The organism is Bacteroidales bacterium MB20-C3-3, from assembly GCA_035609245.1.
In the GTDB taxonomy this organism is placed as follows: Bacteria; Bacteroidota; Bacteroidia; order Bacteroidales; family UBA932; genus Bact-08.
Genome location: CP141202.1, coordinates 2,067,965 through 2,085,442, shown reverse-complemented (window position 1 = coordinate 2,085,442; position 17,478 = coordinate 2,067,965). Strand labels below are relative to the sequence as shown.

Below are 17,478 nucleotides of genomic sequence, written 5' to 3'. Positions count from 1 at the left end.
TTGGTTTATGAGAAAAGAAGAAAAAACACAGATTATTGAAAGCTTGGCAGCGCAACTTGAGAAAACACCTAATTTCTACCTGGCAGACATCTCAGGCCTGAACGCCGAGAAGACAGCCCTATTGCGCCGTACTTGCTTCGAAAAGGAAATCAAACTGGTTGTTGTAAAGAACACCCTGCTTCGCAAAGCTCTTGAAAAAAGAGGTATTGAAGAAGTTGAGCTGCTCTTCCCTATACTTGAAGGTCCTTCTGCGGTAATGTTTACAGAGGTTGCAAACACACCTGCCAAACTTATCAAAGAGTTTGGTAAAAAGCACGGTAAACCCGTTCTTAAAGGAGCTTATGTACAGGAATGTGCTTATGTTGGTGAAAACCAACTTGATGCATTAGTAGCAATCAAGTCTCGTGAAGAACTCATCGGAGACATCATTGGTCTTCTACAGGCACCTGTCCGCAATGTTATTTCTGCCCTTGAATCAAGCGGTGGCGGTAAAATTGCAGGTATCGTGAAGACACTATCAGAAAAAGAGTAACAATAAGAAATTAAAAATCATTTAAATATTTACAACCATGGCAGATATCAAAAAATTTGCAGAAGAATTAGTAAACCTCTCTGTAAAAGATGTACAAGAATTGGCAAAAGTTCTTAAAGAGGAGTACGGAATTGAGCCGGCAGCAGCAGCAGTAGCAGTAGCAGGTCCGGCAGCAGCAGCAGTAGCTGAAGTAGCTGAACAAACTCAGTTTGATGTTATCCTTAAATCACCTGGTCAGGCAAAACTCCAGATTGTGAAAGTTGTTAAGGAGATTACCGGACTTGGTCTAAAAGAGGCTAAAGACCTTGTAGATGCTTCACCAAAACCAATTAAGGAGAAAGTATCTAAAGCGGAAGCAGAACAAGTAAAAGCTCAGTTAGAAGAAGCAGGCGGAGAAGTTGAGATTAAATAACTCTACATCCCGTTAAACGGGTATTCATATCAGGTTTAGAGCCCTAAACGGCTCTAAGCCTTTTTGTCGTTATTTTAACATAATTTCAACCAATCCGAATAAAATGTCGCAAACAAATATCAATCAGCGGATTACATTCGCGACTTCAAAATCCCTTCTGGATTATCCCGATTTTCTGGAGGTGCAGCTTAAGTCCTTTAAGGACTTCTTTCAGCTTGACACCACACCTGAAAACAGGAAAAATGAAGGTCTTTACAAAGTATTTCAGGAGATATTCCCTATTACGGACACCCGTAACAGTTTTGTCCTTGAATTTATTGACTACTTCATAGACCCTCCAAGGTACTCTATCGAAGAGTGTTTGGACAGGGGGCTAACCTACAGCGTTCCGCTCAAGGCCAAGCTGAAGCTCTATTGTACAGATCCTACTCACGAAGATTTTGAAACAATGATCCAGGATGTATATCTTGGAACAATTCCATATATGACCCCAAGGGGGACATTCGTTATCAACGGCTCGGAGAGAGTAATTGTTTCTCAGCTCCACCGTTCACCTGGCGTTTTCTTTGGACAGAGTCTCCATGCCAATGGAACTAAACTCTACTCTGCCCGTATCATCCCGTTTAAGGGATCGTGGATAGAGTTTGCAACTGACATCAACAATGTCATGTATGCATATATTGACAGAAAGAAAAAACTTCCTGTAACAACTCTGCTTCGCGCAATTGGCTATGAAAGTGACAAGGAGATTCTTGACATTTTTGGCCTTGCAAACGAAGTAAAGGTAACAAAAGCAAATCTCAAGAAGTGCGTTGGCAGCAAATTGGCAGCCAAGGTACTCACTACCTGGAACGAAGACTTTGTGGATGAAGATACTGGAGAGGTAGTTTACATTCAAAGGGTTAAAGTCATTCTGGAGAGAGAGACAACTATTGAGGAGGATCATATTGACGAAATTCTTGAATCAGGAGTAAGTACCATTCTCATTCACAAAGAGGATGTTAATCTTAACGACTTCGCCATTATTGCAAACACACTACAGAAAGATGTCTGCAACACTGGTAAAGAGGCCGTTTACTATACATACCGCCAGCTCAGAAATTCTGAACCGGCAGACGAGGCAACAGCAAGAGATGTTATTGACAAGCTGTTCTTCTCAGATAAAAGGTATGACCTGGGAGAGGTGGGGAGATACAGGCTTAACCACAAGCTTAATATCAACATCCCTGACGAGACCAGAGTCCTTACCAAACAGGATATAATTGAAATCATCAGGTACCTTATACAACTTATTAACTCTAAAGCAATAGTTGATGATATTGACCACTTGAGCAACAGGCGTATCAGAACTGTTGGCGAACAGCTCGCCAACCAGTTTAGCGTTGGTTTATCAAGAATGGCAAGAACCATAAGGGAGAGAATGAATGTGCGTGATAACGAGGTCTTCTACCCTATTGACCTTATCAATGCCAAGACCCTCTCTTCAGTAATCAACTCCTTCTTTGGATCGAGCCAGCTCTCTCAGTTTATGGATCAGACAAATCCACTGGCAGAAATGACTCACAAGAGAAGACTCTCTGCCTTGGGTCCCGGAGGTCTTTCAAGAGACCGTGCAGGTTTTGAGGTTCGAGATGTACACTATACACACTACGGCAGGCTGTGCCCTATTGAGACACCTGAGGGTCCGAACATCGGCCTTATCTCCTCTCTTTGTGTATACGCAAAGATTAACGATTTGGGCTTCATTGAGACCCCTTACAGGAAAGTGACAGAAGGATTTGTTGACATGACCGCCAAGGGATGTGTATATATGAGTGCCGAGGATGAAGAGCAGAAGATGGTTGCACAGGCGAATGTTCATATTGCAGAAGATGGTCTTATCACAGATGAGAGGATTAAATGCCGTTACGAGGCGGACTATCCCGTTGTGGACAAATCCAAGGTTGACCTTGTGGATGTCTCTCCAAACCAGATAGCCTCAATAGCAGCATCACTTATCCCATTCCTTGAGCATGACGATGCAAACCGCGCTCTGATGGGATCAAACATGATGCGACAGGCTGTCCCGCTTATCCGCCCCGAATCACCAATTGTAGGTACAGGGCTTGAGGGTCCTGTAGTTAAGGATTCAAGAACTCAGATTGTTGCAAGAGGTAAAGGAGAGGTGGTTTATGTTGATGCCCGTGAGATTCATGTCAAATATGAGATGACTGAAAACGAGCGATTTGTAAGCTTTGACCCTGAAGTTACAGTTTATAAGCTGCCGCTTTACAGAAAGACAAACCAGAACACCTCTATTACCTTAAAACCTATTGTAAGAAAGGGAGAGAAGGTTGTAACGGGACAGATTATGACTGAGGGCTATGCCACACAGGGCGGAGACCTCGCTCTTGGCAGAAACCTGAAGGTTGCTTTTATGCCATGGAAGGGTTACAACTTTGAGGATGCAATTGTCGTTTCTGAAAGACTGTTGAGAGAAGATGTATTTACATCTATCCATGTTGACGAATATATTATGGAGGTTCGTGATACCAAGCGTGGTATGGAGGAACTTACATCTGACATTCCAAATGTGAGCGAAGAGGCAACAAAAGATCTTGATGAAAATGGTATAATCCGTATCGGAGCCAATGTTGAGCCGGGAGATATTCTTATTGGAAAGATTACTCCTAAAGGCGAGAGTGACCCTTCTCCGGAAGAGAAACTGCTCCGCGCAATATTCGGAGACAAAGCAGGCGATGTAAAAGATGCATCTCTTAAAGCCTCCCCTTCACTAAGAGGTACCGTAATAGACAAGAGATTATTCTCAAAAGTTGCAAAAGAGAACTCCAAAAGAGGAAAAAGCACTTCAAAGAATCAGCTTCAGCACGCAGAGGAGAACTTCGAGCGTAAAGCAGCTGCTCTTCGTCAGACATTCCTCGCAAAATTGATGGAACTTCTTAACAACAAGTCATCTAACGGTGTAAGTGACCTTTACGGAGTAGAACTTATCACAAAAGATCAGCCGTTTACATTTGAAGCATTGAATTCTCTGTCATACGAGAATATCAATCCTGCAAAATGGACAACAGATAAAAACACAAACACTCTTATTAAGCAACTTATCAACAACTACCTTATTGCACATAAGGAGTATGATGCTGAACTTAAGAGAATTAAATACAATCTCACAATTGGAGATGAACTTCCAACCGGAATTATGCAGCTTGCAAAGGTTTACATTGCCAAGAAGCGTAAAGTTCGTGTAGGGGACAAGATGGCAGGCAGACACGGTAACAAAGGTATTGTTGCCAAAGTCGTTCGTGATGAAGATATGCCATTCCTTGAAGATGGTTCAGTTGTGGATATCGTACTAAATCCTCTGGGTGTACCATCTCGTATGAATCTGGGTCAGATATACGAAACAGTTCTGGGATGGGCAGGTCAGAAGAATGGCAAAAAGTTCAGTACACCTATTTTTGATGGTGCAACACTTGACGAAATCACTGCAGAGACAGATAAAGCCGGAGTTCCAAAATATGGCAAAACATATCTGCGTGACGGAGGTACAGGTGAGATGTTTGACCAGCCGGCTACAGTTGGAGTGATTTACATGCTCAAACTAGGCCACATGGTTGATGACAAGATGCACGCAAGATCAATAGGACCATACTCCCTTATTACTCAGCAGCCGCTGGGAGGTAAGGCTCAGTTTGGTGGACAGCGCTTTGGAGAGATGGAGGTATGGGCACTGGAGGCTTTTGGTGCTGCCAATATCCTGCAGGAAATTCTCACAATCAAGTCAGACGATGTAACTGGTCGCTCAAGAGCGTACGAAGCAATTGTTAAGGGAGAGACTATGCCTCAGCCGGGCATACCTGAATCCCTGAATGTGCTTCTGCACGAACTTCGCGGTCTGGGACTCAGTGTCAATCTTGACTGATCTAAATTAAGTATTTGAACATTTGAAAAGAGAATAATATGTCTTTCAAAAAAGAGATAAAGGTAAAGAGCAATTTCAGCCAAATTTCCATTGGTCTTGCATCTCCTGAGGAGATTCTGGAGAGATCTTCTGGTGAAGTGCTTAAACCGGAAACTGTTAACTATCGTACATATAAACCGGAGAGAGACGGACTTTTCTGTGAGCGCATTTTTGGTCCATATAAGGATTATGAGTGTCATTGCGGAAAATACAAGAGGATTCGTTATCGCGGTATTATATGCGATCGTTGCGGTGTAGAGGTTACAGAGAAGAAGGTCAGGCGCGAAAGAATGGGACACATAACACTAACTGTTCCTGTGGCCCACATATGGTACTTCCGCTCAACTCCAAACAAAATAGGATATCTGCTTGGTATACCTTCCAAAAAGCTGGAGGGGATTATATACTATGAAAGGTATGTAGTAATTCAGCCAGGTATACTTGCACAGGAGGGAGTTCGTACAAACGACTTCCTGACTGAGGATGAGTATATGGAACTGCTGGACAAGCTTCCAAAAGAGAACTCGATGCTTGACGATGACAATCCTGACAAATTCATTGCAGGAATGGGAGCAGAGGCTATCCTCAAAATGCTTGAGAGAATTAAACTCGATGAGCTTTCATACGAATTGCGTCATAAAACAGAGAATGAAACATCTCAGCAAAGAAAAGCAGAAGCACTTAAAAGATTAAGTGTTGTTGAGGCTTTTCGTGAATCAAAAGAGGTTAACAATCCTGAGTGGATGGTATTAAAGGTAATCCCTGTAATTCCACCCGAGCTGAGACCACTTGTTCCACTTGACGGAGGTCGTTTTGCAACATCTGACCTTAATGATTTGTACAGAAGGGTTATTATAAGAAATAACCGTCTGAAAAGACTCATTGAGATTAAAGCTCCGGAGGTGATTCTCAGAAACGAAAAGAGGATGCTTCAGGAGGCTGTTGACTCACTGTTTGATAATTCAAGAAAATCAAACGCGGTTAAGACAGAGGCAAACCGTACACTTAAATCACTATCTGACTCCCTAAAAGGAAAACAGGGAAGGTTCCGTCAGAACCTCCTTGGTAAGAGGGTTGACTACTCGGCCCGTTCCGTAATTGTTGTTGGACCGGAACTTAAGATGCACGAATGCGGCCTTCCAAAAGATATGGCTGCAGAGCTCTTCAAACCATTTGTTATTCGTAAGCTAATTGAGCGGGGAATTGTTAAAACCGTCAAGTCTGCAAAGAAAATCGTTGACAGAAAAGATCCAGTAATATGGGATATTCTGGAGAATGTAATGAAGGGCCATCCGGTTATGCTTAACCGTGCTCCTACCCTTCACAGACTAGGTATACAGGCATTCCAGCCAAAACTAATAGAGGGTAAGGCAATTCAGCTCCATCCACTATCTTGTACTGCATTCAACGCAGACTTTGACGGTGACCAGATGGCTGTACACTTACCACTTGGCAATGCTGCAATTCTGGAGGCTCAGCTTCTTATGCTGGGTTCACACAATATTCTTAACCCTGCAAATGGAGCCCCAATTACAGTACCTTCACAAGACATGGTTCTTGGATTGTACTACATTACCAAGATCAGACCTGGTGCAAAGGGAGAGGGCAGAAGATTCTATGGTCCTGAAGAGGTAATCATAGGATACAACGAGAAGAGCGTGGAACTACATACAGAGATTGAGGTCAGACTTCCTAAAGTTATGTCAGATCCATCTTTGGGTTACCATATGGTAAAGACAACAGTGGGAAGAATACTCTTTAATCAGGTTGTACCACCGGAAGTAGGTTACATAAATGAAATCCTTACAAAAAAATCTCTTAGAGATATCATCAGTAATGTTCTTAAAGTCTCAGGTGTAGCCAGAACTGCACAATTCCTTGATGACATCAAAGAGATTGGATATACAATGGCTTTCAGAGGAGGACTATCGTTCAACCTTGAAGATGTAATTGTTCCGGAAGAGAAACAGACTCTGATTGAAGATGGATACAAGCAGGTTGAGAATATTATGTTCTCATACAATAATGGTCTTATCACCAATAATGAGCGTTATAATCAGATTATTGATATCTGGACAGGGACAAACTCAAAACTGACAAACATTGTTGAAAAGAGGATAGCAACTGACAAACAGGGATTCAACCCAGTTTATATGATGCTTCACTCAGGCGCCCGCGGATCAAAAGAGCAGATCCGTCAGCTCTCAGGTATGAGGGGTCTGATGGCTAAGCCTCAGAAATCCGGAGCTTCATCTGCCGAGATTATTGAGAACCCTATTCTCTCTAACTTTAAAGAGGGGTTGTCTGTACTTGAGTACTTCATTTCAACACACGGTGCCCGTAAGGGTCTTGCCGATACTGCTCTTAAAACAGCTGACGCAGGTTACCTTACCCGTCGTCTGGTGGATGTCTCTCACGATGTTATAATAAACGAAGATGACTGCGGTACTCTAAGAGGACTGGTAGCTACAGCTATAAAGAACAAGGATGAAATTGTAGAATCGCTCTATGAAAGAATTCTTGGAAGAACCTCTGTTCACGACATTTATAATCCACTTACAGGTGAAAAGATAATTGAAGCCGGAGAGCAGATTACAGAAGAGATCGCTGAACTTATTCAGTCACTGCCTATTGAACATGTAGAAATCCGTTCCGTGCTTACCTGCGAATCCCGTAAAGGTGTTTGCGCTAAATGTTACGGAAGGAACCTCGCTACCGGAAGAATGGTTGAGAGAGGAGAGGTGGTTGGAGTTATTGCAGCCCAATCAATTGGCGAGCCCGGTACACAGCTTACTCTTCGTACATTCCACGTGGGAGGTACTGCATCAAGTATCGCATCCGAGAATGAGATTATTGCAAGATACGAAGGAAAACTCGAGTTAGAAGAGTTGCGTACTTTGACAAAAACAGATCAAATTGGAGAGAAACAGGTAATTGTAATAGGCCGTACCGCAGAGATGAGGATTGTTGATGTCAATACCGGAATCACTCTTTACAATCACAACATCCCTTATGGAGCAACACTCTTTATGAAAGATGGTGACCTTGTAAAGAAGGGAGACAGAATTTGCGAATGGGATGCATACAATGCTGTAACCATCGCTGAGACTGACGGTAAAGCCATGTTTGACTCTCTTATTGAGGGTGTAACATACAGAGAAGAGGCTGCTGATGAGTATTCACTACACAAAGAGAAGGTGATTATTGAATCCAGAGATAAATCTAAGAATCCAACCATTAGAATTGTTGAGGATAAGATTGAACTTAAGCAGTACAACCTTCCTGTGGGTGCACACATAATGGTAGAAAACGGACAGAAAATCAAAGCCGGTGACATTCTTGTCAAGATCCCGAGAGCCATCGGTAAATCCGGTGACATCACAGGAGGTCTTCCTAGAGTAACCGAACTGTTTGAAGCTCGTAATCCATCCAATCCTGCTGTAGTTACCGAAATTGACGGAGAGGTTCTGATGGGTAAGATTAAGCGTGGTAACAGAGAGATTATTGTCCAGTCCAAGAGCGGAGAGAAGAAGACATATACAGTTCCTCTCACCAAACAGATTCTTGTTCAGGAGAATGACTATGTTAAGGCAGGAATGCCTCTCTCTGAAGGTGCTATATCACCTACAGACATTCTGGCAATTCAGGGCCCGACAAGAGTTCAGGAGTATATCGTGAACGAGATTCAGGAGGTTTACAGAATGCAGGGTGTTAAGATCAATGACAAACACTTTGAAATAATTGTTCGCCAGATGATGAGAAAGCTTGAGATTGTAGATCCGGGCGATACTCGCTTCCTGCCTGAACAACTTGTTGACAAGTGGGAGTTTATGGAGGAGAACGATACCATTTACGACAAGAAGGTAGTTCTTGATGCCGGAGACTCTGCAGAACTTAAACCGGGAATGATTGTAACCGTAAGAAGACTAAGAGAAGAGAACTCTACACTCAAACGCCGAGACCTTAAAACAGTTGAGGCAAGAGATGCGATTCCTGCAACATCAAACCAGATTTTGCAAGGTATTACCAGAGCAGCTCTCCGTACAAACAGCTTTATGTCAGCCGCCTCCTTCCAGGAGACAACAAAGGTTCTGAGCGAAGCTGCTATATTCGGAAAGAAAGATACTCTGGAGGGTCTCAAAGAGAATGTCATCTGCGGACACCTTATTCCTGCCGGTACCGGCACAAGGGAATTCGACAGAATGGTTGTAAGTTCTATGGACGACCATATGAAACTTATGAGAAGCAAGAAAGAGTAATTCAATTGAATTTTCTGTATAACAAAGAGGCCAACTAAAAATTACTTTTAGTTGGCCTCTTTTTTGTGCTTATACCCTAATGTTTAACTTCTACCATAACCGGTGGGGCCAGTTGATTAAAAGTTAAAGGATTAAAACTTTTTGTATAAAACTGGGCTCCTGCTTCAGTTTTCTTTACATCAAGCCTTACGAATTCATCTAAATTGTAAGGGTCATTTGGAATTGGGGTAAGTACTCCGTTTACATACTCAGAGACCCTTGCATTATGTGCAGTTCTGAGAATTCGTTTTACGATATGCTCTCTGCTTGGAGTATTATAGTATTGTCTGTTATCAATCATACAGCTGGAACTCTCCGGTCTCCATACTCCATAAGTAAAATAGAATCCACCTTCATGCGCTGCAACAGAGTATCCTGCTTTTCCAACAAAATGTTTCCATTTAATGTTGTTAAGGTCAGATGTAAGGTCAACATTTGGGTAGAAACCATATTTCACCCAATTCTGAAGTGATGTTTTCTCGCTCTCTGTAATAGTTTTATCCCTGTTTGCAGATGTTACATACTCATCTGCAAGTCTGCCAAAACCGTGTCCTCCTGCTTCGTGGTTCACTATACTTTTATAATGATAATTGGACCTGGTGTCTCTGCTGTTTGGGCAAATTGCCAATGCCCTGCCGTCACTGAACATCCAGCAGGTTCCGGCATATCTGTCCTCGTTAACAACCAATACTACAAGTGTATTCTGAAGTTTACCCTGTATCCCTGAATAATATGGGTTAGTATCCTCCATCCCCTCAACATTAACAGAGACAAATTCAAACACCTTTTCATCATCTGACTCCATGCTTGATCCACCCTTAAAAACAGTGCTGAATGCTGTCTCTTTTACAATTCCCTTGTCAAGCTGTGTTGCACCGCTATCCTTAGAATAGGCTGCAAGTTTATAAACTCTGAAATATTGCTTGTATGATTTGTATGGTTCAACAGAGAAAAACGCATCTATCCCCTCATTCATATCCTGATCAAACTTGCCTCCATCTACAAAGTCCGCTATAGTATACCCATCTCCAACAAACACTATTTCATTTGCAATTAGACCATTAGTATTAAAAAAGGCAACCCTGGACTCTCCGTTGGCATAACCACCTTTGGTTCCTGTTGTAAATGTAAATGCAGATGATACAGTTTTTGCACCATATGAGTCAGAGGCTGTAACCCTCCAGTAGTATTTAGTATTTTCCTTTAAAAGTTCAGGAGTTGAATATTTGGTTAATGTATCTGTACTGAATTTCTTAGTTAGAGCTCCTTCTGGGAAATTCGCAGATTCAGAAAGTTCTATGTCGTATTTAACCTGATCCTTATCTGTGTCAACTGACTTTTCCCAGCTAAATTCAAGTATTCTTGGGATATTTGTAAGATTATTCTGAGGGTGAATAGGTGACACAGGTGCGGGCGGAGAATTAACGCCCCTTTTTTGAAATATTTTAACAATCTTTGTTTTCCCTGCGTATTTAAATTCAACATCAACAGATCTGTCTTGTCCGGTATTTTCAACAACAGTGAGATTTAACTGACCATTCCCAAAACCTTTGAGGATATCTGAAGTAATCCAGCTAATATTTGCTGGTATTATTAACTCCCAATCTGTATTCGAAGATATGACCAAAGATTTTGAAGATTGAACTTTTTCAAAACTGATGTAGTCAAAATCAATATAAAGGACACTATTTGACTGCGTTATGCTTATCACCTTTCTCAAATAACTTGGGGTGCCTTCTTTTCCGGTTGTCACCACAAGATTTGTTGTGCGATCAGAGTCTGTGTTGTTCTCTGTTGCAGATATTTTTACAGTTGACTCTCCTGTTGAAGAGGTAGGTGTTATTGAAATCCAGTCTGAATCATTAGAAATTGACCAATTATAATTTGAACTTACAGAAATGGTTTCAGTTGATGTTTTGTTTGAAAAAACTATTTTATCAGCCGATAAAGTCAAAACAGGAAGAGGATCCTTCTTGCATGATACAAGAAAAATCGACCCAATTATTATGTAAAATATTTTTTTGAAGAGATTCATTATTAAACATTTTTTCAAAGATAAAAAAAAAGTGCCTGTTTATTCACAGGCACTATAAAAACATACAATAAATACTTATTGCCAGTTTGGAACAAGATTTTTATTAGTTTGAAGGTCATTTGCAGGGATTTCCCATACAAATTTCTGGTTATTTGCCTCAACAGACAAGCCTGATGCTGCAGTTCCGGTAAGAACCATGTTTGCATTTTGCGGAGCCTTCCTTGAGAAACCTAGTCCCCATCTCTTCAGGTCATCTAGTCTTGTACCTTCACAAAGCATTTCACGAGTTCTCTCCTCTTGAATTGCAGTGAAAAGAGCAGCACCTGTAAGAGTTGTAGGCAACTCAGAGAGACCGCGTTTAACTCTTAGTGCATTTAGTGCAGAAACAGCTACTGTAGGCTGAGATGCTCTGTATGCAGCTTCTGCCTTAATAAGATAAGCCTCTGAAGAACGGAACAATTTCACCATGTTATAGTAGTTACTTACGGCTGTAGTCCAAAGAGTTGGATTACCAGGGTACTTGTTAATCATATATACATCAGTATAATTTTGACTTTGAATGGTAATCTTATCTTTTTTCAGATACGCACTCTTACGAATATCGTTATCAGCAAAAAGATCAACAACCCACTGCTGAGGGATAAAGTCAGGAACATTTGATTTAATACCGGTATTGTAAGTAATGAAAACATTCATCTGACCACTTAGCTCGTTAGTTGACATAAAGAGCTTGGTAATGATCTCAGAACCTTGGTCGTTGTTCCAAAGTTTCTGGAAATCAGCTTCATTATCAATAAGCGGATATTTAGCAATAACCTTGTCAGCTGCTGAAATAGCAGTTGTCCAATCGTGTGCATAAAGTGCAACTCTTGCTTCAAAAGCGTTTACTGCATCTACAGTAAGATAGTATGAATTTGCAGCTCCTGCGGCATTTAGCTTTTGTTTAGCTATTGCCAAATCATCTTTAATTTGTTTGTAAGTCTCCTCTAAAGTAGCTCTTGCAGGTTTTGCATTAGGATCATACTTAAGAACCAGTGGAAGGCCAAGTGTAGCTGCTGCTGTTGCAGGCTCATAATCCTTTGCATATCTGATTGCAAGTCTGTGGTATGCAAATGCACGCATAAAATGTACCTCGCCAATGTAATTGTCAAGCTGAGTTTGTTCAGTTGCATTTGCAGGTGTTACATTTGCAACATTGTCAAGGAAACTGTTTGCATTGTTAATTAACTGATAATGTACCTGCCACATATCTCTGAGGCTATAATCATTGTCAAGAAACTCCCAACGATAGATAAGTCCGCCTCTGTTACCATAGTCGAGGGTTGCATTAAGCAAATCTGACTGGAAATCTGTTGTGTAGACATACTGTCCGCCTACAGCTGCACGAAGGTAGGAGTATAGACCTGTCCTCACAGTTGCAGCATCCTTTACTGTCTGGAATGCCTGAGATTGCTCTATCGAAGCGTATGGATACTTGTCCAGGTTGCAAGATGTGGTTAGAGCCAGCAGGCCAACTATAGAAATAAATATTCTGTTTTTCATCATATCAAAATTTATCTTTAATTAAAATGCTAGTTGAACACCAAAGTTAACTTGCTTTGAGTTTGGATAAGCACCATATGTAAGGTTTGAATCAATTTCAGGATCAGCTCCTAAATACTCTGTAACTGTAAACAGGTTACGACCTGATGCATAAAACTTAACATTACTAAATACACCTTTAATCAGATTCTTTGGAAGAGTGTATGAAAGGGTAATATTTTTCATTCTCAGGAATGATGCATTTTCCAGTAAGTGAGTATCAAACTGCATAACCTGGCCAAACTTAGGCATATCAGTTATATCACCCGGTTGTTTCCACATTGAAAGAACTCTTGAAGATTGATTGTATCCTCTGAAGTTGTATGGGTTTTCTCCAAAATACCTGTCGTTGTTTACAATGTATTTGCCCAAAACATAAGAGAAGTCTGCAACTAAACCGATACCTTTCCAGCTAAAGTTAAGACTTAAACCTCCGGAAATAGGTGCGTATCTTGGCTTACCTGTCATTTGCTGTAATGCAGCTGAGTTAAATGTTTTAGTCACCTGATCAGTTCCGGGAACCTTCCATGTTTGCATACCATCGGTTGGATCAACACCTGCATAAACAGGATAATAGAACTCGACTGGTCTACCAACAACATATCCAACTCCGGTGTTTGGAACAACCCACTCATTAAGATCATAGAAGAGTTTGGTTATCTCATTTTTGTTGTAGTTGAATGTCTTGTTTATTCCAAAATATGTATTCTTTGTTCTTATAACATCAACACCTAGTGAAAGATCAATACCACTATTCTTCATACTTCCAACATTTGCTGTAATTGCAGAAAAACCTGAAGTATAAGGAACAGGAACAGACATTAGCATATTCTGAGTTGTTCTGATATAATAGTCAAGTTCCAGACGAATTCTATCAAAGAACTCAGCATTAACGCCAATATTTGAAAGCATCTGAGTTTCCCAGCCTAATTGTGGGTTACCTGCTGATGATACTGCCCAGCCTGTCTGGCCATTGTACTGATTTGTTCCAACCAAAGCAAGGTGGTCATAGTTTCCGATACTAGAGTTACCGGTTGTACCAATACTTGCTTTAAGATTTAATTTTGTTAAAAATGCAACTGTCTTGAGGAAATTTTCGCTCTTCATATTCCACATTGCACCTACTGAATAGAAAGTAGCACTTCTGTTGTCTCTACCAAACCTTGATGAAGCATCATTACGAACAGATAGATCAAGGAAATACTTGCCATCAAGATTGTAATCTGCCCTAGCGAAATATGAAAGGTAAGCATATTCTGCTTTTGAATGAGTTGGGTTTTCATTTGTAGGACCAGATGTTAACAGAACAAGCCTGTCATCTGTATGTCCTGTTGTGCTAGCCCCAAAAGCCTCATAGTAGTAGTCAATACCCTCATGACCGGCAAGAACAGATATTTCGTGTCTGTTATTGATATCAAATTTATATTCAACTGTATTTGTGATAGTTCTTGTGATACCTCTTGAGAAAGATTCAGCAACTCTACCATTATTAAGAGAGCCTGCATAAGATGGAAGTCTCTTGGAACTTGAGCGGTAGTCATACGCATCCATACCGGCTTGAGACTTAATAGTCAAACCCTCCATAGGAGTTATCTGAATAAATGCATTACCATTGAACTGTACATTTTTGCCAACTGAAGGCTGTTTTGCCAATAGATAGTAAGGGCTGTAAGCATTAATACCAGGAATAAAATCAAGAATTTCACCATTGTCACCATAAGGATTGTAATATGGCTGTCTCAGCATTGTACCAAAAATACCACCGGCCAATGAGTTTGAAGCCTGGTAAGTGTATCCTGAATTTTGTCTCTCATCGTAACCACCGGAAAGATTAGCACCAATTCTTAGCCATTTCTTAACCTGAGATTCAATATTTGAACGGAATGAATACCTTTCAAATACAGATCTTGGAGAAGTACCCTCTTGTTTGAAATATCCACCAGATACATAATACATTGTTCTTCCGCCACCACCTTGGATAGAAAGGTCACCTTGATAAGTTGGAGCATTATCTTTGAAAAAATAATCTACCCATCTTGTGTCATGGCCCATAGCTTTAAGTTCATCATGTCTTGCCTGGGTAATAATCTTATACTCTAACTGGTGTGCAAGAAGCTGCTCAGAGTTCATAGGACTGAGGAAATTCTTGTTTGCTAGAGAAGAGATACCATACATTGCGTTAAAAGATACTTTTGCATCTTCACCTATTCTACCTCTCTTGGTTGTAATATAAATTACACCATTTGCAGCACGAGATCCGTAGATAGATGTAGCTGAAGCATCCTTAAGCACTGTAACGCTCTCAAAATCGTTTGGATTTAGAGACACCATAGTACCGGCGTCAATTGGGGATCCGTCCAGAACATAAAGAGGAGTGTTACCTGCTGTAAGAGATCCAACACCTCTTAATCTAACAGATGATGTAGCAGATGGCTCACCTGAAGATGTGTAAACCTGAAGACCGGCAACTTGCCCCTGCAACGCATCCATTACGTTAGCAACAGGCTTGTTTTGGATCTTTTCAGAATTAACTTGATTAATTGTCCCTACAACATTTCCAACTTTCTTTGCTGTACCATATCCTACAATAACTGTTTCTGATAGCAGGACTGCGTCAGACTGAAGTTGTACATTGATAACTGCTCTTCCGTTAACGGGAACCTCCAAGGTCTTCATCCCAATAAAGGATACTTCTAGAACAGCATTTTTGTCTGCGTTAATTGCAAACTCTCCATTGACACCACAAATGACTCCGGCGTTAACGCCCTTAACCTTAACTGTGGCTCCTGTTAGTGGAGAATTGTCAGACGCATCGGTAACAATACCTGTTACCCTCAAAACCTGTGCGTTAAGCACATTACCGGCCAATAAAACAAGGATGGCCAGAACTAATCTGATTTTTTTCATTTAGTAATTTTTTGGTTATTAAAAAAGGTTTATGTTTTTATTAGGTCTATTTAGTCTTTTTTTTAAAATATTTTGGACTTAACGACAAATATAATAAAATTTTATTTAAAATGGTTGTAGCAATAATATAAAAAGAGGGTGACTAAAAAATAGCCACCCTCAAAAAGATCAATAAAAACCTTGAAATTACTTCTTAGCCCACCACAATTTAGTTGTATAGGCGTCCCCACCTATACTTGTTGCAGCAGCAGATACATTCTCTTTGTTAAGAGTATATTCATTAGTATCATACTTCAGACGAGGTACTATATCAGTGCCTGTATCATTAGCAGTTACAAACTTAACTCCGTTATAGGTAACCTCACCCGGCTTCACAATTGATTTAGGATAACCTGTTCTGCGATACTCTGCCCAAGCCTCAAAAGATTGAGAGAACAGGTGGATATACTTCTGAGTAAGTACAATCTCTTTCTTCCCCTCAGCATTTGCTGCATCATACTTGGCAAGAACTGCAGAGATGTATGCCTCATCCACTGTAGCTCCCCACATTGCAAGAGAAGCCCGGATTCCTGCCTCTAGATTTGCTTTATCAAAGTCGTTAACTTCGCTCATCATAAAACAAACTGTAGGGTAATCCATAAATGTAGACCAGAAATTTGGTTGAAGAAGTAGTGGAAGAGGTTGTCTTGTTAAGTTAATAACAGTTGTAACATTAGCATTTACAAAACCTCCGGTAGCAGCGTCAAGCATTCCGTAAGGAACACCTGTTGTTCTTCCTGTTGAATAGTTACTCTCTCCAATGTATACTTTTAGTCTTGGATCCTCAATTCCGTTAAACGGATTTGTATAACCCTTGTCAGTATCATCAACACCGGCCAGAAGGCCAACAAATTGCTTGGTGAGGGTAAAGTCATTTCTTTTACCAACTATAAATCCATTATAGAATGGAGCCTCGTTAGGCGCACCAGCGCCTGTAAACTTAACAATTGCGTTATCGCTGTTTGAAGTCATAACTCCCTCCTGAATAATAGATTTCGCTACAGTTTTCCAGTCAGCTTTAACATTTGACATTCTAAGGACTAATCTTAGTCTGATAGAGTTACCAAATTTAATCCATTTGGCAAGATTTCCACCATAAATAATGTCTCCGTTAGTCCATCCTTTGTTAGCAGCCTTTAATGCATCTACAGCAGTCTTGGCATCTGCAAGAAGTTTAGGGAACAGGTCACTCTGTTTGTCATACTTAGGCATAACAATCTCCGGAGATTGCCAGGCTTCAGTATAAGGAACATCACCAAATGTCTCTGCAAGAAGTTCTACAGCCCATATTTGCATAAGTTTTGCAGTTGCTATCTGGACAGAATTATCTCCATAAGCAAGCATATTACCTTTGGTAGCCTCTTTTGTATTGAGATTGATAATATCCTGGAAACTTTGCGTAATAAAGTAGGTATTCCTGAAGAAACCATCGGTAACCTCTTGTCTAAAGAGATATCTGTCCTCTGAAGTGTAGTTTCTCTGAGCCAGATGCTGGCAGGCAATACTTGACTGACGGCCGGAACGCCATGTATCAAAGATATAGAATCCTAACTCTCTCTGCGCGTAAGTCATAATATACGGTGTAGGCACACTTGTAGTAGAGTTTGGACTGGTGTTTATTTCATCAAATTGCTTGTCACAGCCTGTCAATAAAACAGGAAGTGCTAAAAGCGCAAAAAATAGTTTTTTTATTGTATTCATATATAGCATCTC

Annotated in this window: 8 protein-coding genes; 4 read left to right on the top strand and 4 right to left on the bottom strand. The window is 40.7% G+C overall.

The features are described from left to right. Positions 1-7 precede the first annotated feature (7 nt). The 4 genes from rplJ to rpoC all read left to right on the top strand — a co-directional run bounded on the left by rplJ (position 8) and on the right by rpoC (position 9,164). The gene (gene rplJ, locus U5907_09465; protein ID WRQ32803.1) at positions 8-532 is read left to right on the top strand and encodes a 50S ribosomal protein L10; all 525 of its coding nucleotides are present in this window, start codon (positions 8-10) and stop codon (positions 530-532) included. Between the two features lie 37 nt (positions 533-569). Next, on the top strand, positions 570-944 hold the full coding sequence (rplL, locus tag U5907_09460) for a 50S ribosomal protein L7/L12 (GenBank protein WRQ32802.1): 375 nt from the start codon (positions 570-572) through the stop codon (positions 942-944). A 103-nt stretch (positions 945-1,047) separates the two neighbouring features. Beyond that, entirely contained in the window at positions 1,048-4,866 is a 3,819-nt protein-coding gene (rpoB, locus tag U5907_09455) for a DNA-directed RNA polymerase subunit beta (GenBank protein WRQ32801.1), read from the top strand. Between the two features lie 38 nt (positions 4,867-4,904). Then, a complete protein-coding gene (rpoC, locus tag U5907_09450; GenBank protein WRQ32800.1) occupies positions 4,905-9,164 on the top strand; it encodes a DNA-directed RNA polymerase subunit beta' in 4,260 nt (1,419 codons plus the stop codon). 76 nt (positions 9,165-9,240) lie between these two features. Here the strand turns inward: rpoC and U5907_09445 are convergent, their stop codons facing one another. From U5907_09445 to U5907_09430, 4 genes are all read right to left on the bottom strand, one after another. Then, entirely contained in the window at positions 9,241-11,238 is a 1,998-nt protein-coding gene (locus U5907_09445; protein ID WRQ32799.1) for a M64 family metallopeptidase, read from the bottom strand. A gap of 75 nt (positions 11,239-11,313) precedes the next feature. Continuing rightward, complete coding sequence (locus U5907_09440; protein WRQ32798.1) at positions 11,314-12,780, bottom strand: RagB/SusD family nutrient uptake outer membrane protein; 1,467 nt, start codon at positions 12,778-12,780, stop codon at positions 11,314-11,316. Positions 12,781-12,801: 21 nt separating this feature from the next. Continuing rightward, positions 12,802-15,726, bottom strand: coding sequence for a TonB-dependent receptor (locus tag U5907_09435; GenBank protein ID WRQ32797.1), 2,925 nt, complete (start codon positions 15,724-15,726; stop codon positions 12,802-12,804). A gap of 186 nt (positions 15,727-15,912) precedes the next feature. Continuing rightward, a complete protein-coding gene (locus U5907_09430) occupies positions 15,913-17,466 on the bottom strand; it encodes a SusD/RagB family nutrient-binding outer membrane lipoprotein (protein ID WRQ32796.1) in 1,554 nt (517 codons plus the stop codon). Between the last annotated feature and the right edge of the window lie 12 nt (positions 17,467-17,478).